Source organism: Streptomyces coeruleorubidus (genome assembly GCF_028885415.1).
GTDB lineage: Bacteria > Actinomycetota > Actinomycetes > Streptomycetales > Streptomycetaceae > Streptomyces > Streptomyces coeruleorubidus_A.
Genome location: NZ_CP118527.1, coordinates 4,101,543 through 4,119,945 on the forward strand (window position 1 = coordinate 4,101,543; position 18,403 = coordinate 4,119,945).

Here is an 18,403-nt window from a genome sequence, read left to right on the forward strand (position 1 = left end):
TGTATCACCAGGTTCCGACAGCGACCGGGCCGTCTCACCCCCTGTTCCCAAGGGAGGACCGGCCCGTGATGCCGCCGTTATGCGCCTTCACGCACCCTTCACGCGTCCTCGGCGAGTTCCAGCCAGCGCATCTCCAGCTCCTCGCGCTGACCGGCCAACTCGCGCAGCTCGGCGTCCAGTTCGGCAACCTTCGAGAAGTCCGTAGCGTTTTCGGCGATCTGGGCGTGCAGCTTGGTCTCCTTCTCGGAGACCTTGTCGAGCTGTCGCTCGATCTTCTGGAGTTCCTTCTTGGCGGCGCGCTGGCCGGCTGCGCTCTTCTCCGGGGCGGCGCTCTGCGGCGCCGCGGCGGGCGTCGCGGCGGCCGCGGCCTCCTCCATGCGCTGCCGCCGCTCCAGGTACTCGTCGATGCCGCGCGGCAGCATCCGCAGAGTGCCGTCGCCGAGCAGCGCGAACACCCGGTCGGTGGTGCGCTCGATGAAGAACCGGTCGTGGGAGATGACGATCATCGAGCCGGGCCAGCCGTCGAGGACGTCCTCCAGCTGCGTCAGCGTCTCGATGTCGAGGTCGTTGGTGGGCTCGTCGAGGAAGAGGACGTTGGGCTCGTCCATGAGGAGCCGCAGCAGCTGGAGCCGCCGCCGCTCACCGCCGGACAGGTCCCCGACCGGCGTCCACTGCTTCTCCTTGGTGAAGCCGAACGTCTCGCACAGCTGCCCGGCGGTCATCTCGCGCCCCTTGCCCAGGTCGACGCGCTCGCGCACCTGCTGCACGGCCTCCAGCACGCGCGTGGCCGGGTCGAGTTCGGCGACCTCCTGGGAGAGGTAGGCCAGCTTGACGGTCTTGCCGACGCGGATGCGCCCGCCCGCGGGCTGGGTCTCGCCGTCGGTCCGGGCCGCCTCGGCCATGGCCCGCAGCAGGGACGTCTTCCCGGCGCCGTTGACGCCGACGAGACCGATCCGGTCCCCCGGCCCGAGCTGCCAGGTGACGTGCTTGAGGAGGACCTTGGGACCGGCCTGGACGGTGATGTCCTCCAGGTCGAACACGGTCTTGCCGAGCCGCGTGGAGGCGAACCGCATCAGTTCGCTGCTGTCCCGGGGCGGCGGTACGTCCTTGATCAGCTCGTTGGCGGCCTCGACGCGGAAGCGCGGCTTGGACGTACGGGCGGGTGCGCCGCGCCGCAGCCAGGCCAGCTCCTTGCGGACGAGGTTCTGCCGCTTGACCTCCTCGGTGGCGGCGATGCGCTCGCGCTCGGCCCGGGCGAAGACGTAGTCGGAGTAGCCGCCCTCGTACTCGTAGACGTCGCCGCGCTGGACGTCCCACATGCGCGTGCAGACCTGGTCCAGGAACCAGCGGTCGTGGGTGACGCAGACGAGCGCCGACCGGCGGTTCCGGAGATGCCGGGCGAGCCAGGCGATGCCCTCGACGTCGAGGTGGTTGGTGGGCTCGTCCAGGACGAGCAGGTCCTGCTCCTCGATGAGCAGCTTGGCGAGCGCGATGCGGCGCCGCTCACCGCCGGACAGCGGGCCGATGACGGTGTCGAGCCCCTTGGGGAACCCCGGCAGGTCGAGCCCGCCGAACAGGCCGGTCAACACGTCCCTGACCTTGGCGACGCCCGCCCACTCGTGGTCGGCCATGTCGCCGATGACCTCGTGGCGGACGGTGGCCTCCGGGTCGAGGGAGTCGTGCTGCGTGAGCACGCCGATGCGCAGTCCGCCGGAGTGGGTGACGCGCCCGGTGTCGGCCTGCTCCTGCTTGGCGAGCATCCGGATCAGCGTGGTCTTGCCGTCGCCGTTGCGGCCGACGACGCCGATGCGTTCCCCTTCGGAGACGCCGAGGGAGACGCCGTCGAGCAGGGCGCGGGTGCCGTACACCTTGCTGACGTTCTCGACATTGACCAGGTTGACGGCCATTTCTCTCCTGACAGGGGGGACGATCGACCCTCCAGGGTAGTCGGGCGGCGGGGTGCTCCGGCCGGGGTGTTCAGGAGCGCTCGGCGGCGTCCTGGCGGCGCCACTCGTACCGCCCGTCGCGCCCAGCACCCATTCGTCGTACCACGGGCCGTCCGGGTCGACGGGTCCGATCCGCCGGTCACCCTCCACGCAGCGCGGGTCGTCGCGTTCGGCCAGGCCCTGCACGGCATAGGCGCGGACCGCCTGGGACGCGTCGTTGGTGAGGGCAGCCAGCGCGTCACCGATCTCCGGGGAACGCTCCGGGTAGGAGGCGAGCCACGAGCAGGCCTTCCAGCGCACGCGCTCGTCCGGGTCGCGGGCCAGCGTGAACACCGTCGCCAGGTTCCCGGGCCGGACAAGCAGCCGGTCCTCCCCGCGCTCCAGGGCATCCAGCACCAGCGAGCGGACCGCCGGGTACGGATGCGCGCGGTACGTCAGGCCCATGGCCTCGATCTCCGGGCCGTCCTCCCCGGTGAGCCCGTTCAGTACCGCTGCCAGCACCTCCGGGTCCTTCTCCTCTGCGGCCCAGGGGAGGAAGACCTCGTGCCCACGGCCGTCGAACGGCGCGTGGCCCAGGACGTCGCCCAGGTGCAGGCCCAGCAGCAGCTCGGCGGCGAAGAGCCGCCGCACCCGGTCGGCCGCGCGGCTCAGGGCCACGGCCTGTGTCCAGGTGTCCTCGTCCATCCGGCGGGCGAGCGTGGACACGGCCTCGGACCAGACGGCGTGATCCCGGTCGGGCCGTACGAGCGCCCGCGCGAGCAGTTCTCCGAAAGGCGTGCGAATCCCGCAGTGCGCCTCCAGGAGGGACAGGACTGCCGCGTGTCCGTCCCGGGCGGTCAGGCCGCCCACTGTGACCTGGTCGTAGTGGCAGAACCAGTGCCGGTCCTCGACGCGGTTCCGCTCAGCCGGCCCCGTCGCGCCGGTTCGGCGCCGCAGCTCGGCCTCCACGCCGGTCCGGGTCCAGTGGCGGGCTCGGTCCAACAGCTCCTCCCGGTCGGCGGGGCCGAGCCCGACCGGCTCCGGCAGCAGCGCGACGGTCATGCCCACGGAGCCGCCGTCGACCGCCCGCAGCAGCGGGGTGCTGCCGTCGGGCAGACGGTGCTGCGGGTCGGCGCCGCCCTCGATCAGCGCCTCGGCGACCGGCCGGTCGTACGCCGCCACCGCCCGGCACAGGACCGGCAGGCCCTCGTCAGGGTCTCGGGGTCCGCCCCGGACTCCAGCAGGGCCCGGACCTCGTCCTCGTCTCCGCGTCGTACGGCCGCGACCAGTTCGTCCACGCCTGCGCCCCCCATCGTCGAGAACAACCGGGGGAGCCTGAGCGCCGGGAACCGGCCGCCGCACGGGATTAACGCCCGGCAACCGTAGCCCCGGGTGCCGGACCCGAGGCCGTCCGCACGGTCCGGCACGTGCCGGACGCCACCAGCGCCTGCGCCACCGCGGCCGCCGACTCCGGGTCGCGGACGAGGAACGCCGTGGTCGGGCCGGAGCCGGAGACCAGGGCGGCGAGGGCACCGGCGGCGCGGCCGGTGGCCAGGGTGCCGGCGAGTTCCGGGAAGAGGGAGAGGGCGGCGGGCTGGAGGTCGTTGGAGACGGCGGCGGCGAGCGCGTCCGGGTCGCCCTTGGCCAGGGCGGCGAGGAGTTCCTGGGAGGCGACGGGCTCGGGGATGTCCGTGCCCTCGCCGAGCCGGTCGAACTCCCGGAACACGGCCGGGGTGGACAGGCCGCGGCCGGCCATCGCGAACACCCAGTGGAAGGTGCCGCCGACCTCCAGGGGCGTCAGCTGCTCGCCCCGCCCGATGCCCAGCGCGGCCCCGCCGACCAGGCTGAACGGCACGTCGCTGCCCAACTCGGCGCAGATGCCGAGCAGTTCGTCCCGGGAGGCGCCGGCCTCCCACAGCGCGTCGCAGGCGACCAGCGCGCCGGCGCCGTCCGCGCTGCCGCCCGCCATGCCGCCGGCGACGGGGATGTCCTTGGCGATGTGGATGTGGACGTCGGGCGTCCGGCCGTACCGCTCGGCGAGCGCTTCGGCCGCCCGCGCGGCCAGGTTCGTACGGTCCAGGGGGACCTGGTCGGCGTCCGGGCCCTCGCAGGTGACGCGGAGCTCGTCGGCCGGGGTGACGGTGACCTCGTCGTAGAGGCCGACCGCGAGGAAGACGTTGGCCAGGGGGTGGAAGCCGTCGGGGCGGGCGGGTCCGACCGCCAGCTGGACGTTGACCTTGGCGGGGACCCGGACCGTCACGCTCACGCGGACTCCTCCTCCTGGTGCTGGTTCTGCTTGTGCTCGGCGATCCGCGCGAACTCCTCCACCGTCAGCGACTCGCCCCGAGCCTGCGGTGAGACCCCGGCGGCGACGAGGGCCGCCTCCGCCGCGGCGGCGGATCCGGCCCAGCCGGCGAGCGCGGCCCGCAGCGTCTTGCGGCGCTGGGCGAAGGCGGCGTCGACGACGGCGAACACCTCGCGCCTGGAGGCCGTCGTCTTCAGCGGCTCGGTCCGGCGGACGAGCCAGACCAGGCCGCTGTCGACGTTGGGCGCCGGCCAGAAGACGTTCCGTCCGATGGCGCCGGCCCGCTTGACCTCGGCGTACCAGTTGGCCTTGACCGAGGGGACGCCGTACACCTTCGAGCCGGGCGGGGCGGCGAGGCGGTCGGCGACCTCCGACTGGACCATGACGAGGGTGCGCTCGATGCTCGGGAAGGTGTCGAGCATGTGCAGCAGGACCGGGACGGCCACGTTGTAGGGGAGGTTGGCGACCAGCGCGGTGGGGGCGGGGCCGGGCAGCTCCGTGACGTGCATCGCGTCGGAGTGGACGAGGGCGAACCGGTCGGCGCGGTCGGGCATGCGGGCCGTGATGGTCGCGGGCAGCGCGGCGGCGAGCACGTCGTCGATCTCGACGGCCGTGACGCGGTCGGCGACCTCCAGCAGGGCGAGCGTCAGTGACCCGAGGCCCGGGCCCACCTCGACGACCACGTCGTCGGGGTGGACCTGTGCGGTGCGGACGATACGGCGGACGGTGTTCGCGTCGATCACGAAGTTCTGGCCGCGTTGTTTGGTGGGGCGTACGCCGAGGGCTGTCGCGAGTTCGCGGACGTCGGCGGGGCCGAGCAGGGCGTCGGGGGTGGGGCTGGTCACGGGGACAAGGGTACGGGGGGTTTGGGGGCGGGTTTGCTGGTGCTCGGCGTCGGTGCTGGGGGCGGGGGTTGCGCGGCCCGGCGGTGCGGGGTGCTTCGGCGATGGTGCTGGGGCCGGGTGGGTCCGCAACCCGGCGGAGCGGGGTGCCGCTTCTTCGGGACGGGTGCCGCCCTTGGCGGCACGATTGCCCGCAGCCAGGGCGTCACCCGTGCAAGCGGTCCCCGCAGTGCGGCCAAGGGCTGGCCCCCCGCCGCAGATACAGCTTCTTCGCGCGGTACGTCTGTTCCGCCGCCGGTGCGTCCTGGGGGCGGCCCTTGCCGCCGAGGGCCTGCCAGGTCCGGGTGTCGAACTGGTACAGGCCGCCGTAGGTGCCCGACGAGTCGACCGCGTCGGGGCGGCCGCCGGATTCGCAGGCCGCGAGGCCCTGCCAGTCGAGGTGGTCGGCGCCCCGCACGGACGTCGGCCGGGGCTTCGTGCCGACCTTCACCAGCTGCGGGCGCGGTTCGCGCACCACCTCGGAGCGGATCCGGCGCGGCTTCTGCTTGACGCCGTTGACGGTGCGCAGGGAGTAGGTGACCCGGCGCAGGCCGGGCCGGCCCGCCTCTTCGACGACCTCCGTGCCCTGGAACAGGGTCGGGTCGTCGGTCCGCCGTACCTGGAAGGGGATCGGCTCCTCGCGGACCTCCTTGCCGCCGGTGATCCGCAGCACCGTGACGGTCTGCCCGTCGCGCGGGAAGCTCCCCTGCGGGACCGACGTGGTGTCCTGGCCGCGCAGGGTGATCCCGGCCTCCTCGACGGCCTCCCGCACGGTCGCCGCGTTGGTGCGGACGGTGCGGGCGCGGCCGTCCGCCATGATCGTGACCGTGCGCTCGGTCCGCACGTCCAGCGCGAGCCCTTCCCGCCCGATGCGCCGGGAGCGCGACGTGGACACGTACGCGCCCTCCTGTCGCACCCCCAACTGCCGGAGCGCTCCCGCCACGGTGTGCGCCGTCGTCCACACCTCGCTCCGCTCTCCGTCGAGGGTGAGCCGCACTGGGCGGCCGTAGTGCACGGCGACCTCGTCGCCGCTGGTGATCTCCGTGTCCGGGCCGGGTGCCACCACGTCGTGGGCGCCGACCTCGACGCCCTCCTGCGCCAGCAGCTCGGTGACGTCGTCGGCGAAGGTGTGCAGCGTGCGCGCCTTGCCGTCGACGTTCAGCTCGATCGCCTTGTCCTTGGCGACGAACGCCGTGGTGCCGCCCGCCAGGAAGGCGACGACCAGGGCCTGAGGGAGCAGCCGCCGCATGGAGCCGTCGCCCGGTCGCTCGACGTAGCGCGCCTTGCGCCGACGCGCGGACCGCCGGTGCGAGCCGGTGCGCACCGCGGCGCGGGCCTCGGCGCGCTCTTCCGCGCGCGTGGTGCGCGCACCGGTCGCGGCTGGTGACTCATCGTCGTCCGGGCCCCCCTGCCGGGGCAGCCCGGGCAGGGGCGGCACCTCGTAGGCGGGCCGGTAGGTGTCCTCGTAGGCGACGGGTGCTCCTGCTCCGGGCGTCCCGTACCCGAGCATCTCGGCGCCGTGCAGGTCGGCGGGCGGCGCGTCGAAACCGCCGTACAACGGGTCCGCGGAGGCCGGGCCATACGTCTCGTACGTCTCGTACTGCGAGTTGCTCACGCCGACACGCTCCAGGGGCCGGAGGGGGTCCAGAGGGGTCCGGATCGGGCCCCCAGAACCTAGCGGAGCGGCCGTCACTCTCCAAAGCGACGCGACTACGCACAGTCGTGCGGCGAGGTGGGGTCAGTAACCGAAGGCGCGCGCCGTGTTCGCCGCGAGAGCCGTCGCCAGCGTGTCCTCGTCGGTGCCGCGCACCTCGGCCATGGCACGCACCGTGATCGGCACGAGGTAGGGGGCGTTGGGCCGGCCGCGGTACGGCACCGGCGTGAGGAAGGGCGCGTCCGTCTCCACCAGCAGCAGCTCCGGCGGGGCCACCGCCACCGCGTCCCGCAGGTTCTGGGCGTTCTTGAAGGTGACGTTGCCGGCGAAGGACATGAAGTAGCCCGCGCTCGCGCAGATCTCCGCCATCTCGGCGTCGCCGGAGTAGCAGTGGAAGACGGTCCGCTCGGGGGCGCCCTCCTCCTTCAGCACGCGCAGGACGTCGGCGTGGGCCTCGCGGTCGTGGATGACCAGGGCCTTGCCGTGCCGCTTGGCGATCTCGATGTGGGCACGGAAGGACAGCTCCTGGGCCTCCTTGCCCTCGGGCCCGGTGCGGAAGTAGTCGAGGCCCGTCTCACCGACGCCCTTGACCTGGGGCAACGCGGCCAGCCGGTCGATCTCGGCGAGCGCGTCGTCCAGGGCGGCCCGGCCGCCGGGTTCGCGCGCGCCCTGCCTCGACCAGCCGTCGGGGTCGCCGTGGACGATCCGGGGCGCCTCGTTCGGGTGCAGGGCGACCGTCGCGTGGACGGCGTCGTACGCGGCCGCCGTCTCGGCCGCCCAGCGGGAGCCCTTGAGGTCGCAGCCGACCTGCACGACGGTCGTCACTCCGACCGACGCCGCCTTCGCCAGCGCCTCCTCGACCGTGCCGGACTGCATGTCCAGGTGGGTGTGGGAGTCGGCGACCGGCACCCGGAGGGGTTCGGGGAGCGGGGGCGCGGCGTGCTTGCCGGAGTCGTTCGAAGACATGCCCCGATCCTACGAAAGGGGTACGCCCTCCCCGATGGGGGAGGACCGGGGAGGGCGTCGACAAGGGGAGCCGGACGGGTCAGCTCGCCTTGCGCTGGAAGGGGTGCAGCAGGTCGGACAGGTGCCAGTGGTGGTCGTCTCGCTTGTCGTCCGCGCCCTGCGCCACGGGCGCCTCCACGGGCCCGGCGGGCGGCGGCACGCGTCCGGGCCGGTGCGCCGCGCTGCGCGCCGACTCGACCCTCCCGGGCCGCATGATCCGCACGATGTGTCCGTCGCAGTTCTGGCACGTGGGCTTGCTCAACGGGGAGGGCACGATCTTGCCGTCGGCGACGTAGAGGACGAACTCGTGTCCCGCGGCGTCCGTGTGGTGCTCGATCTCGTACGACTGCTCCCAGCCGTACCCGCAGCGCATGCAGGCGAAGGAGTACGACTCGTTGACGACGGCGTTGGCGCCGGCGCGGAGCCCGGCCTGCCCTGCGTTCTCACTCATGCCAGCTCCTGTTGGTCCGCTAGGCGTGAGGACGATTCCGTCCCCGCAACCCAGTGGACTCCTCAGCCGGACCGCAGGCAGCAGACCTGTCGACTATTGGCGCCGTTTTGGGGGTTCCTTGCCTCAGCCCTCGTCGCCTTTGCCCGGCCTTGGGACGCGCCCCGAAGGGGCGCGGGGAACTGCGCGATCAACTCCACACAACCCGCACCCCGCAAAGCACCCGCGGCTCCACCCCGAACCCGGCTACCCCGCCGCGTTCTTCGCGGCCACCACCGCATCGAAAACAACCCTCTTCGGCACCCCGGCCTCCTGAGCCACCGCGGCGATCGCCTCCTTGCGCCGCTCCCCGGCCTCCTCCCGCACCCGGACCCGCCGCACCAGCTCCTCCGCCCCGACTTCCTCGGGCCCCCGCTCCGGCGCCCCCTCCACCACCACGGTGATCTCGCCGCGCACGCCCTCAGCGGCCCAGGCCGCCAGCTCGCCCAGCCCCCCGCGCCGTACTTCCTCGTACGTCTTGGTCAGTTCCCGGCACACCGCGGCCCGCCGCTGTGCCCCGAACACCTCGGCCATCGCCGCCAGCGTGTCGTCGAGCCGGTGCGGAGCCTCGAAGTAGACGAGCGTGCGCCGCTCGCCGGCCACCTCCCGCAGCCGCCCCAGCCGCTCCCCCGCCTTGCGCGGCAGGAACCCCTCGAAGCAGAACCGGTCGACGGGCAGCCCGGACAGCGCGAGCGCGGTGAGCACGGCGGACGGCCCGGGCACGGCGGTGACCCGGACGTCCCGCTCCACGGCGGCGGCGACCAGCCGGTACCCGGGGTCCGACACCGACGGCATCCCGGCGTCCGTGACGAGCAGCACACGCGCCCCGCCCACCAGCTCCTCGACCAGTTCCGGCGTCCGCGCGGACTCGTTGCCCTCGAAGTACGACACCACCCGCCCCTTGGGCGTGACGCCGAGCGCCTGGGTCAGCCGCCGCAGCCGCCGCGTGTCCTCGGCGGCGACGACATCGGCTCCGGTCAGTTCCTCGGCGAGCCGGGGCGGGGCGTCCGCCATGTCGCCGATGGGGGTGCCTGCGAGTACGAGGGTTCCGGTCACGCCCTCCATCCTCCCAGGGGCTCGGGACCCGGACTCCTCCCAGGGGCGGTGGATGGGGACGCATACCGGCCATGCACGGGACTCACACAGCACGGTTCCCTACGATGGCGCGGTGACCAGTACCGCGTCCTCCACGGACACCCGGCAGGACCAGGCGCCGCACGAGCAGCGGCCGTCCTGGCAGCAGCGGCTGCGCCGCTTCGGCTACCAGCAGCCAAGAAGCGACGCCCGTGACGTCCGTGACCGGCTGGTGCCGCCGTACACCGAGCCCGGCCCGCGCCTGTGGGCCGCGCTAGGCATCCCGCACACGCTCGCGGGGCGGCTGGTGCGCTGGTCGGGCTGGATCGGCCCGCTGCTCGTCACACTGCTGGCGGGCGTGCTGCGGTTCTGGAACCTGGGCAGCCCCAAGGCGGTGATATTCGACGAGACGTATTACGCCAAGGACGCGTGGGCGCTCGTCCACCGCGGTTTTGAGGTCAACTGGGACAAGAACGCCAACGACCTGGTCCTCTCGTCCGGCGGGCACGTCACCATCCCGACGGACGCGGCGTACGTCGTGCACCCACCGGTCGGCAAGTACGTCATCGGGCTCGGCGAGCTGCTGTTCGGTTTCGACCCGTTCGGCTGGCGGTTCATGACGGCGCTGCTCGGCACGCTGTCGGTGCTGCTGCTGTGCCGGATCGGCCGCCGGCTGTTCCGCTCCACGTTCCTGGGGTGCCTGGCGGGCGCGCTGATGGCGGTGGACGGCCTGCACTTCGTGATGAGCCGCACGGCGCTGCTCGACGGCGTGCTGATGTTCTTCGTGCTGGCCGCGTTCGGCTGTCTGCTCATCGACCGGGACAAGGCCCGCGGGAAACTCGCCGCCGCGCTCCCGGTGGACGCCGACGGCCGGGTCCGCCCCGACCGGCACGTCGCCGAGACGGTCCGCCTGGGATGGCGCCCCTGGCGCTGGGCGGCGGGCCTGATGCTGGGCCTGGCCTTCGCCACGAAGTGGAACGGCCTCTACATCCTTGCCGCGTTCTGCCTGATGGCGGTCCTGTGGGACGTCGGCTCGCGCAGGGTCGCCGGCGCCCGGCACCCGTACTCGGCGGTGTTCAGGCGCGACACGGGCCTGGCGTTCCTCGCCACGGTCCCGGTCGCGATCGTCACCTACGTGCTGTCCTGGACCGGCTGGATCCTCTCCCCCACCGACGGTTCGGGGGGCTACTTCCGCAACTGGGCCGCGACCGACGGCAAGGGCGGCAGCTGGGCCTTCCTGCCCGACTGGCTGCGCAGCCTGTGGCACTACGAGCACCAGGTGTACGAGTTCCACGTCGGCCTGTCCTCGCCGCACACCTACCAGTCCAACCCGTGGAGCTGGCTGGTCCTGGGCCGCCCGGTGTCGTACTTCTACGAGTCCCCCGCCCCTGGCCGGGACGGCTGCCCCGCGGACGCCGGCGAGAAGTGCGCCCGCGAGGTCCTGGCCCTCGGCACGCCGCTGCTGTGGTGGGTCGCCTGCTTCGCGGTCCTCTACGTCCTGTGGCGCTGGCTGCTGCGCCGCGACTGGCGCGCGGGCGCCATCGCCTGCGGCATCGCGGCCGGCTACCTGCCCTGGTTCATGTACCAGGAGCGCACGATCTTCTTCTTCTACGCCATCGTCTTCCTGCCGTTCCTGTGCCTGGCGGTGGCCATGCTCCTCGGCGCGATCATCGGCCCGCCCCGCTCCACCGACACCCGCCGCGTCGTCGGCGCCACGGGCGCGGGCGTACTCGTCCTGCTGATCGCGTGGAACTTCATCTACTTCTGGCCCCTGTACACCGGCACCGCCATCCCGATCGACGACTGGCGGGCGCGGATGTGGCTGGACACCTGGGTCTAGCCGGCCGGCTGCACGTTCGGTCAAAAATCGAAATGCCCGTCCCTGTAGTAACCGCTTCCGCATAGAGTGCTCCCAGAATCGAGCTTTCTGAACGCGTTCAAAGGAGCGTGTGAAGCTCAACGGGGAGGGGACCGCCCAATGGGCAAGGGGGTCAAGGCCGCCGTCATAGGCGGCGTGTTCGCGGTGATGGTGGGCGGGGCCGGGTACGGCGCCTTCAACATCGTGAGCGCGCTGAGCGGTGACGGGGGCGGTACGAGCGGGGTGGCCGCGGAGAAGAAGTCGGGTCCGCCCGACAAGGACGAGGTCAGAAAGACCACGGCCGAGTTCTTCGCGGCCTGGGAGAAGGGCGAGGCCGCGACGGCGGCGTCGTACACGAACAACGACGCGGCCGCCGAGCAGCTGCTCACGGCCTTCGGGGACGACGCACACATCACCGATGTGAAGATCACGCCGGGCGCGGCGAGCGGCACCACCGTGCCGTACACGGTGAAGGCGAAGGTGGCCTACGACGGGAAGTCCAAGCCACTTAGTTACAGCAGCAAGCTGAAGGTCGTGCGCGGCCTCACCACCGGACGGCCGCTGGTCGACTGGCAGCCGTCGGTCGTGCACCCCGAGCTGAAGAAGGACGACACGCTCGTCACGGAGCTGTCGGCCAGCCCGCCCATCGAGGCGGTCGGCCGCGACGGCTCCGAGCTGACGAAGGAGAAGTACCCCTCCCTCGGCCCGGTCCTGGACGCGCTGCGCGACAAGTACGGCAAGGAGGCAGGCGGCTCCCCCGGCATCGAGCTGGTCGTCCGGCACACCGGCGGGAGCGCTCCCGACACCCCGCTGCTCACCCTCGCCGAGGGCAAGCCCGGCAAGCTCACCACCACGATCAGCCCGAGCGCGCAGTCGGCGGCCGAGAAGGCGGTCAAGCGGTTCGCCCAGTCGTCGGTGGTGGCCGTGAAGCCGAGCACCGGCGAGGTGCTGGCCGTGGCGAACAACCGTGCGGACGGCTTCAACGCGGCCTTCGAGGGTGCGGCGGCGCCCGGCTCCACGATGAAGATCATCACCGCCGCGATGCTCATCGACAACGGCGTGACCTCGATGAACGGACCGGCCCCCTGCCCGGCCGACGCCGTGTGGCAGGGGCAGAAGTTCGAAAACCTCACCGGCATGGACCCCAACGAGAGCGCCACCCTCGCCAACAGCTTCATGCGGTCCTGCAACACCGCCTTCATCAAGCTCATCGACGAGAAGCCGCTCACGGACGCCTCGCTGACCCAGGAGGCCGAGCAGCGTTTCGGGCTGGGGCAGGACAACTGGAAGACCGGCATCAGCTCCTTCGACGGCAGCGTGCCCGCGGTCAGCGGTCCGGACCGGGCGGCCGGTGCCATCGGGCAGGGACAGGTGCAGATGAGCCCGCTGAACATGGCCTCGGTGACCGCGACCGCGATCACCGGCGCCTTCCGCCAGCCCTACCTCGTCTCGCCCAGGCTGGACGACCGGCAGCTGGCCCAGGCCCAGGGCCTGAAGGCGAGCACCGCCGCGCAGCTGAAGCAGATGATGCGGCTCACCGCCACGCAGGGCACCGCCCAGGAGGCCATGGCCGGGCTCGGCGGCGACATCGGCGCCAAGACCGGTTCCGCCGAGGTCGACGGGAACGCCAAGTCCAACAGTTGGTTCACCGGGTTCCGTGACGACATCGCGGCGGCGGCCATGACCGAGGAGGGCGGTCACGGCGGCGACGCGGCCGGGCCGATTGTCGCAGCCGTGCTACGAACAGGTGCCTGATCTCACCTTCGCGGGACGGGACCCTAGGGTGGTGGCCGTCGTTGGGACAGCCGAGGGCAACGGGGACCCTGGGAACTCGTGGAGGAACGAACAGCTGTGGGCAACAGAAGGCGCGTCGCCGAGCGAGGGAAGACGAGGCCCGCCGTGATCGGCGGGATGATCGCCGTGGTCGTCGGCGGTGCCGGGTTCGGAGCCTACGCGCTGTACGGCGGCGCGTGGGCCGACGACGGCACCCGGGCGGCCTCCGCCGACCAGAAGCCCGAGGTGAAGACCGGGCCCCTGTCGGCGAGCGAGGTCACCACCACCGCCAAGGCCTTCCTCACCGCCTGGCAGTCGGGGAAGGTCACCGAGGCCGCCGCGGCCACCGACGACTCGGCCGCGGCCGCGTCCCTGCTCACCGGCTACACCAAGGACGCCCGCATCAAGGACGTCACCCTCACCCCGGGCACGCCCACGGGCGACAAGGTGCCGTTCTCCGTCAAGGCCACGGTGTCGTACAAGGACACCGAGAAGCCGCTGGCGTACGACAGCGCGCTGACCGTCGTCCGCCGTACGAGCGACGGGAAGCCGCTGGTCGACTGGCACTCGGCGGTCGTCCACCCCGACCTGAAGGACGGCGACAAGCTGGTCACCGGCGAGGCGGGCACGCCCCCGGTCAAGGCGCTCGACCGGGACGGCGGCGAACTGACCAAGAAGAAGTACGCCTCGCTGGGGCCGGTCCTGGACGGGCTGCGCGAGAAGTACGGCGAGGAGGCCGGCGGCAAGGCCGGCATCGAGCTGCGGGTCGTGCGCGGGAAGTCGGCCAAGTCGGACGACCTGTCCGACAAGACCCTGCTTGAGCTGAGCAAGGGCACGCCCGGCACGGTGAAGACCACGCTGGACCCGGCCCTCCAGGCGGCGGCCGAGAAGCAGGTCGCGAAGAAGGCCCGGTCGTCGGTGGCCGTGGTGCGGGCCTCCACCGGCGAGATCCTGGCCGCCGCCAACGCCTCGCCCGGCTTCAACACCGCCTTCCAGGGCTCGCTCGCCCCCGGCTCCACGATGAAGGTCATCACCGCGTCGCTGCTGATCGAGAAGGGCCTGGCCTCGGCGGACAAGAAGCACCCGTGCCCGAAGTACTTCACGTACGGGCACTGGAAGTTCCAGAACGACAAGAAGTTCGAGATCAAGAACGGCACGTTCAAGGCGAGCTTCGCCCGCTCCTGCAACACGGCCTTCATCAGCCAGGCGCCCAAGCTCAAGGACGACGACCTGACCAAGCAGGCCCAGCAGGTCTTCGGCCTGGGGATGAACAACTGGGCGATCGGCGTGCCGTCCTTCGACGGCGCGGTGCCGGTGCAGTCGGCGGCCCAGATGGGCGCCTCGCTGATCGGGCAGGGCGGGGTCCGGATGAACCCGCTGAACATGGCGTCGGTGTCGGCGACGGTCAAGTCCGGCGCCTTCCACCAGCCGTACCTGGTCTCCCCGGACGTGGACGGCCGCAAGCTCGCGACGGCCTCGCGCACGATGTCGGCGGGCACGCTGTCCCAGCTGCGTGAGCTGATGTCGTACACGGCCGACTACGGCACGGCCGCGGAGGCGATGGCCGGGGTCGGCGGCGACGCCGGCGCGAAGACCGGGTCCGCCGAGGTCGACGGCCAGAAGAAGCCGAACGGCTGGTTCACCGCCTACCGGGGCGATCTGGCGGCCGCGGGCGTGGTCCAGCAGGGCGGGCACGGCGGTGAGACGGCCGGGCCGATCGTGGCGGCACTGCTGAAGGCGGGCGGCTGAGCCCCGAGCCCGAAGCTCAGTGAGTGACCGGTTCCGCGGCGGCCGTGTACGTCCGCCGCAGGAACCGCAGCAGTGCCTGCCGCTCGAACTGCACCACCGACACCCCCTGCGCGGAGTGGAACTCCACGACGGCCTGCACCCGGCCGCACGGCCACACCCGCACCTCACCGCTGCCCGTGGGGGCCCGCAGCCCCTCCTCCAGCAGCCGGCGGTCGAAGCTCCACTCACGTGCCCCGGCCCCGGGCAGCCCGATCCGCACGGCGCGCGGGTCCCGCTCGGGGTCGTAGCGCAGCGTGACCGGGACCGCTTCCCGCTCCGCGTCCAGCGGGACGTCCGCGTCCGTGACGATGTGGGCTCGCGCGTACTGCTCGACTACGGACATCGGACGGGCCTTTCACCGTGCGCTACCTGTGTGGAGACTGTGCGTCCACTCCCCTTCCAATGTCGCATATTTTCCGGATCGCGCCCCCGGAGGCCGGACATATCACGGATGAGATAAAACGAGCATCACGCTCTTGCAAATCGTTCGCATCTAGCCACATCATCGAACGGTGCATGTACCTGACGGATTCATCAACGCGCCCACCTCCGCCGCCACCGGTGTGATCGCCGCGGGCGCCATCGCCGTGAGCCTGCGCGGCGCGCGCCGGGAACTCGACGAGCGGACGGCACCGCTGGCCGGACTCGTCGCGGCGTTCATCTTCGCGGTGCAGATGCTGAACTTCCCCGTCGCGGCAGGGACCAGCGGCCATCTGCTCGGCGGTGCGCTCGCCGCGATACTCGTCGGCCCCTACACCGGGATCCTGTGCGTCTCCGTGGTCCTGCTCATGCAGGGCATCCTCTTCGCGGACGGCGGCCTGACCGCGCTCGGCGTGAACATCACCAACATGGCGATCGTCACCACCGTCGTCGCCTACGCCCTCTTCCGCGGCCTGGTAAAGGTGCTGCCCCGCACCCGCCGCTCGGTCACCGTGGCCTCCTTCGTCGCCGCCCTGGTCTCCGTCCCGGCCGCCGCCCTGGCCTTCACGCTGATGTACGCGGTCGGCGGCACCACCGACGTGTCGATCGGCAAGGTCGCCACCGCCATGATCGGCGTGCACGTCCTCATCGGCATCGGCGAGGCCGTGATCACCGCGCTGACCGTCGGCGCGGTCATCGCCGTACGCCCGGACCTGGTGTACGGGGCGCGCGGCCTCACGCAGAAGCTCAAGCTGCGGGTGAACGGCGAACTGGTCGACGCCCCCGGCGCCGAGCCGGAGCCCGCCCCCGTGGCCGCCCGGACCTCGCACCGCAAGGTGTGGGCCGCCGGCCTGGTCGCCTCCCTGGTCCTGGCCGGATTCGTCAGCTTCTACGCCTCCGCCGACCCCGACGGCCTGGAGAAGGTCGCCGCCGACCACGGCATCGACAAGAAGGCCGAGGAGCACGCCGTGGCCGACTCCCCGCTCGCCGACTACGGCGTCGAGGACGTCGACGACGCCCGCCTGTCCGGCGGGCTGGCGGGTGTCATCGGCGTCGGGGTCACGGTCGTCGCGGGCAGCGCGGTCTTCTGGGCGGTACGCCGGCGCCGTTCGGACGCCACGTCCCCGTCGGACACGACGGACACCACGAGCACCACAAGCACCACAAGCACTACGGGCGTCTGACATGGGAGCAGGGCACGCGCACAAGCTCTACCGGCACGGGCACTCGCCCGTGCACGGCCTGCCGCCGCACACCAAGCTCGCCGCCGTGTTCGCCTTCGTGGTGGTCGTGGTGTCGACGCCGCGGGAGGCGATGTGGGCGTTCGGGCTGTACGCCGTGCTGCTCGGAGCCGTGGCGTACGTCGCGCGGGTGCCCGCCGGCTTCCTGCTGAGGCGGCTGCTGATCGAGGTGCCGTTCGTCGCGTTCGCGGTGCTGATGCCGTTCGTGGCGGAGGGCGAACGGGTCGACGTCCTCGGCCTGTCCCTGAGCGTCAACGGCCTGTGGGGCGCCTGGAACGTGCTGGCGAAAGGCACCCTCGGTGTCGCGGCCTCGGTGTTGCTGGCCGCCACCACCGAACTGCGCGAACTCCTCCTCGGCCTCCAGCGCCTGAAGCTCCCGCCGCTCCTCGTGCAGATCGCGTCCTTCATGATCCGCTACGGCGACGTCATCACGGACGAGATGCGGCGCATGCGGATCGCCCGCGAGTCACGCGGCTTCGAGGCGAAGGGCGTCTGGCACTGGGGCGTCCTGGCCAAGTCCGCCGGCGCCCTGTTCATCCGCTCCTACGAGCGCGGCGAGCGCGTGCACCTGGCCATGGTCAGCCGCGGGTACGCCGGCTCCATGCCGGTCATCGACGAGGTGACCGCGTCCCGGGCGCAGTGGTCATACGCCTTCGCCCTCCCCGTCGCAGCCCTCGTCGTCTGCGTGTTGGGATGGTCCCTGTGACAGCTTCACTGGACGTGGCCGGACTGGCCTTCGCGTACCCCGACGGCCATCAGGCCCTCTTCGGCGTCGACTTCCGCGTCGCACGCGGCGAGCGGGTCGCGCTGCTCGGCCCGAACGGCGCCGGCAAGACGACCCTCGTGCTCCACCTCAACGGCATCCTGACCGGCGGCACCGGCACGGTGAAGGTGGCCGGGCTGCCCGTCGGCAGGCAGCACATGGCGGAGATCCGGCGCCGGGTCGGCATCGTCTTCCAGGACCCGGACGACCAGCTCTTCATGCCGACCGTCCGCGAGGACGTGGCGTTCGGGCCGGCGGCGGCCGGGCTGAAGGGGCCGGAGCTGGAAGAGCGCGTGGACCGGGCGCTGGAGCGGGTCGGCATGACGGAGTTCAAGGACCGCCCGCCGCACCACCTCTCCTTCGGCCAGCGCCGCCGGGTGGCCGTGGCGACCGTGCTCGCCATGGAACCGGAGATCCTCGTCCTCGACGAGCCCTCCTCCAACCTCGACCCCGCCTCCCGCCGTGAACTGGCCGACATCCTGCGCTCCCTCGACGTGACCGTGCTGATGGTCACGCACGACCTGCCGTATGCCCTGGAGCTGTGCCCGCGCTCCCTGATCCTCAGCGAGGGCGTGATCGCGGTGGACGGCCCGACCGGCGAACTGCTCTCCGACGAGGAACTGATGCGCGCCCACCGGCTGGAGCTGCCGTTCGGTTTCGATCCGCGTTCGGTGACAATGGGCGCGTGACGAACGAGGAGACCGAGGGCTCGCTGCTGCTGGACGACCAGCTCTGCTTCGCGCTGTACGCGGCCCAGCGGGCGGTGACGTCCGTCTACCGCCCCCTCCTCGACGAGCTCGGCCTCACCTATCCGCAGTACCTGGTCCTGCTGGTCCTGTGGGAGCGCGGTGAGACCACGGTCAAGGAGCTGGCCACCGCGTTGAGGCTCGACTACGGCACGGTGTCGCCGTTGCTCAAGCGGTTGGAGAGCCTGGGGCTCGTCCGCCGGGAGCGCGCGGCGCACGACGAGCGCTCGGTGCTGGTCGCCTGCACCGAGCGCGGGGAGGAGCTGCGGGAGCGCGCGGCGTGCGTACCGGGCGCCCTGCTCGCGGCGACGGGGCTCGCTGCACCGGAGGTCGCGCGTCTGCGCGCGGAGCTGTGGCGGCTGGCGGAGAAGTCGCAGGCGGCCCCGAACCGCCCGCACTGATCTCACGTTACCCCCGGTTATCACCCCCTCCTGAGCAGACGCTTTCCTACTGGCCGGTACCTTGTGCACGATGTATTAGTGC

16 protein-coding genes and 1 pseudogene are annotated in these 18,403 nt (G+C 72.1%); 7 read left to right on the forward strand and 10 right to left on the reverse strand.

Going from position 1 to position 18,403, the window contains the following annotated elements; translation table 11 throughout:
• Positions 1-98: 98 nt before the first annotated feature.
• The 9 genes and pseudogenes from PV963_RS18930 to rsmI form a co-directional block, all read right to left on the reverse strand.
• Positions 99-1,907, reverse strand: coding sequence for an ABC-F family ATP-binding cassette domain-containing protein (locus PV963_RS18930; protein ID WP_274822057.1), 1,809 nt, complete (start codon positions 1,905-1,907; stop codon positions 99-101).
• Between the two features lie 270 nt (positions 1,908-2,177).
• Positions 2,178-2,987: pseudogene (locus PV963_RS43640) on the reverse strand (hypothetical protein); the annotation flags it as partial.
• Positions 2,988-3,070: 83 nt separating this feature from the next.
• Positions 3,071-3,223 carry a hypothetical protein gene (locus PV963_RS18940; protein WP_274816916.1) on the reverse strand — a complete coding sequence of 51 codons (153 nt, stop codon included), beginning with the start codon at positions 3,221-3,223 and terminating at the stop codon, positions 3,071-3,073.
• 68 nt (positions 3,224-3,291) lie between these two features.
• Entirely contained in the window at positions 3,292-4,191 is a 900-nt protein-coding gene (locus PV963_RS18945) for a 4-(cytidine 5'-diphospho)-2-C-methyl-D-erythritol kinase (protein ID WP_274816917.1), read from the reverse strand.
• Positions 4,188-5,075 (reverse strand): 16S rRNA (adenine(1518)-N(6)/adenine(1519)-N(6))-dimethyltransferase RsmA, encoded by an 888-nt coding sequence (gene rsmA / locus PV963_RS18950; protein WP_274816918.1) that lies wholly within the window; start codon positions 5,073-5,075, stop codon positions 4,188-4,190. Before rsmA ends, PV963_RS18945 begins: the two co-directional genes overlap by 4 nt.
• Positions 5,076-5,277: 202 nt before the next feature.
• Entirely contained in the window at positions 5,278-6,726 is a 1,449-nt protein-coding gene (locus PV963_RS18955) for a resuscitation-promoting factor (RefSeq protein ID WP_274816919.1), read from the reverse strand.
• Between the two features lie 123 nt (positions 6,727-6,849).
• Positions 6,850-7,731 carry a TatD family hydrolase gene (locus tag PV963_RS18960; protein ID WP_274816920.1) on the reverse strand — a complete coding sequence of 294 codons (882 nt, stop codon included), beginning with the start codon at positions 7,729-7,731 and terminating at the stop codon, positions 6,850-6,852.
• Between the two features lie 79 nt (positions 7,732-7,810).
• Entirely contained in the window at positions 7,811-8,221 is a 411-nt protein-coding gene (locus PV963_RS18965; protein WP_274816921.1) for a hypothetical protein, read from the reverse strand.
• A 243-nt stretch (positions 8,222-8,464) separates the two neighbouring features.
• A complete protein-coding gene (gene rsmI, locus PV963_RS18970) occupies positions 8,465-9,313 on the reverse strand; it encodes a 16S rRNA (cytidine(1402)-2'-O)-methyltransferase (protein WP_274816922.1) in 849 nt (282 codons plus the stop codon).
• A gap of 112 nt (positions 9,314-9,425) precedes the next feature.
• Between rsmI and PV963_RS18975 the strand changes: the two genes are divergently transcribed.
• From PV963_RS18975 to PV963_RS18985, 3 genes are all read left to right on the forward strand, one after another.
• On the forward strand, positions 9,426-11,171 hold the full coding sequence (locus PV963_RS18975) for a dolichyl-phosphate-mannose--protein mannosyltransferase (RefSeq protein WP_274816923.1): 1,746 nt from the start codon (positions 9,426-9,428) through the stop codon (positions 11,169-11,171).
• A gap of 138 nt (positions 11,172-11,309) precedes the next feature.
• Positions 11,310-12,944, forward strand: coding sequence for a penicillin-binding transpeptidase domain-containing protein (locus PV963_RS18980; RefSeq protein ID WP_274816924.1), 1,635 nt, complete (start codon positions 11,310-11,312; stop codon positions 12,942-12,944).
• A gap of 96 nt (positions 12,945-13,040) precedes the next feature.
• Positions 13,041-14,711, forward strand: a complete 1,671-nt coding sequence (locus tag PV963_RS18985; RefSeq protein WP_274816925.1) for a penicillin-binding transpeptidase domain-containing protein — start codon at positions 13,041-13,043, stop codon at positions 14,709-14,711.
• A gap of 16 nt (positions 14,712-14,727) precedes the next feature.
• Here PV963_RS18985 and PV963_RS18990 read toward each other — a convergent pair whose 3' ends face one another.
• Entirely contained in the window at positions 14,728-15,093 is a 366-nt protein-coding gene (locus tag PV963_RS18990; protein WP_274816926.1) for an SsgA family sporulation/cell division regulator, read from the reverse strand.
• 169 nt (positions 15,094-15,262) lie between these two features.
• Between PV963_RS18990 and PV963_RS18995 the strand changes: the two genes are divergently transcribed.
• The 4 genes from PV963_RS18995 to PV963_RS19010 are packed head-to-tail and all read left to right on the forward strand — an operon-like array spanning position 15,263 to position 18,321.
• On the forward strand, positions 15,263-16,354 hold the full coding sequence (locus tag PV963_RS18995) for an energy-coupling factor ABC transporter permease (protein ID WP_274816927.1): 1,092 nt from the start codon (positions 15,263-15,265) through the stop codon (positions 16,352-16,354).
• A 1-nt stretch (position 16,355) separates the two neighbouring features.
• Positions 16,356-17,117: a cobalt ECF transporter T component CbiQ gene (gene cbiQ, locus PV963_RS19000; protein WP_274816928.1), complete on the forward strand. Its 762-nt coding sequence runs from the start codon at positions 16,356-16,358 to the stop codon at positions 17,115-17,117.
• Positions 17,105-17,863 (forward strand): energy-coupling factor ABC transporter ATP-binding protein, encoded by a 759-nt coding sequence (locus PV963_RS19005; RefSeq protein ID WP_274816929.1) that lies wholly within the window; start codon positions 17,105-17,107, stop codon positions 17,861-17,863. Before cbiQ ends, PV963_RS19005 begins: the two co-directional genes overlap by 13 nt.
• A complete protein-coding gene (locus PV963_RS19010) occupies positions 17,860-18,321 on the forward strand; it encodes a MarR family winged helix-turn-helix transcriptional regulator (RefSeq protein WP_274816930.1) in 462 nt (153 codons plus the stop codon). Before PV963_RS19005 ends, PV963_RS19010 begins: the two co-directional genes overlap by 4 nt.
• Positions 18,322-18,403: the final 82 nt, after the last annotated feature.

Excerpts from the sequence above, each read along its gene's own strand:
- PV963_RS18930 (WP_274822057.1), bottom strand. The coding sequence starts at position 1,907 with ATGGCCGTCAACCTGGTCAATGTCGAGAACGTCAGCAAGGTGTACGGC.
- PV963_RS18960 (WP_274816920.1), bottom strand. The coding sequence starts at position 7,731 with ATGTCTTCGAACGACTCCGGCAAGCACGCCGCGCCCCCGCTCCCCGAA.
- PV963_RS18965 (WP_274816921.1), bottom strand. The coding sequence starts at position 8,221 with ATGAGTGAGAACGCAGGGCAGGCCGGGCTCCGCGCCGGCGCCAACGCC.
- PV963_RS18980 (WP_274816924.1), top strand. The coding sequence starts at position 11,310 with ATGGGCAAGGGGGTCAAGGCCGCCGTCATAGGCGGCGTGTTCGCGGTG.
- PV963_RS18990 (WP_274816926.1), bottom strand. The coding sequence starts at position 15,093 with ATGTCCGTAGTCGAGCAGTACGCGCGAGCCCACATCGTCACGGACGCG.
- cbiQ (WP_274816928.1), top strand. The coding sequence starts at position 16,356 with ATGGGAGCAGGGCACGCGCACAAGCTCTACCGGCACGGGCACTCGCCC.
- PV963_RS19005 (WP_274816929.1), top strand. The coding sequence starts at position 17,105 with ATGGTCCCTGTGACAGCTTCACTGGACGTGGCCGGACTGGCCTTCGCG.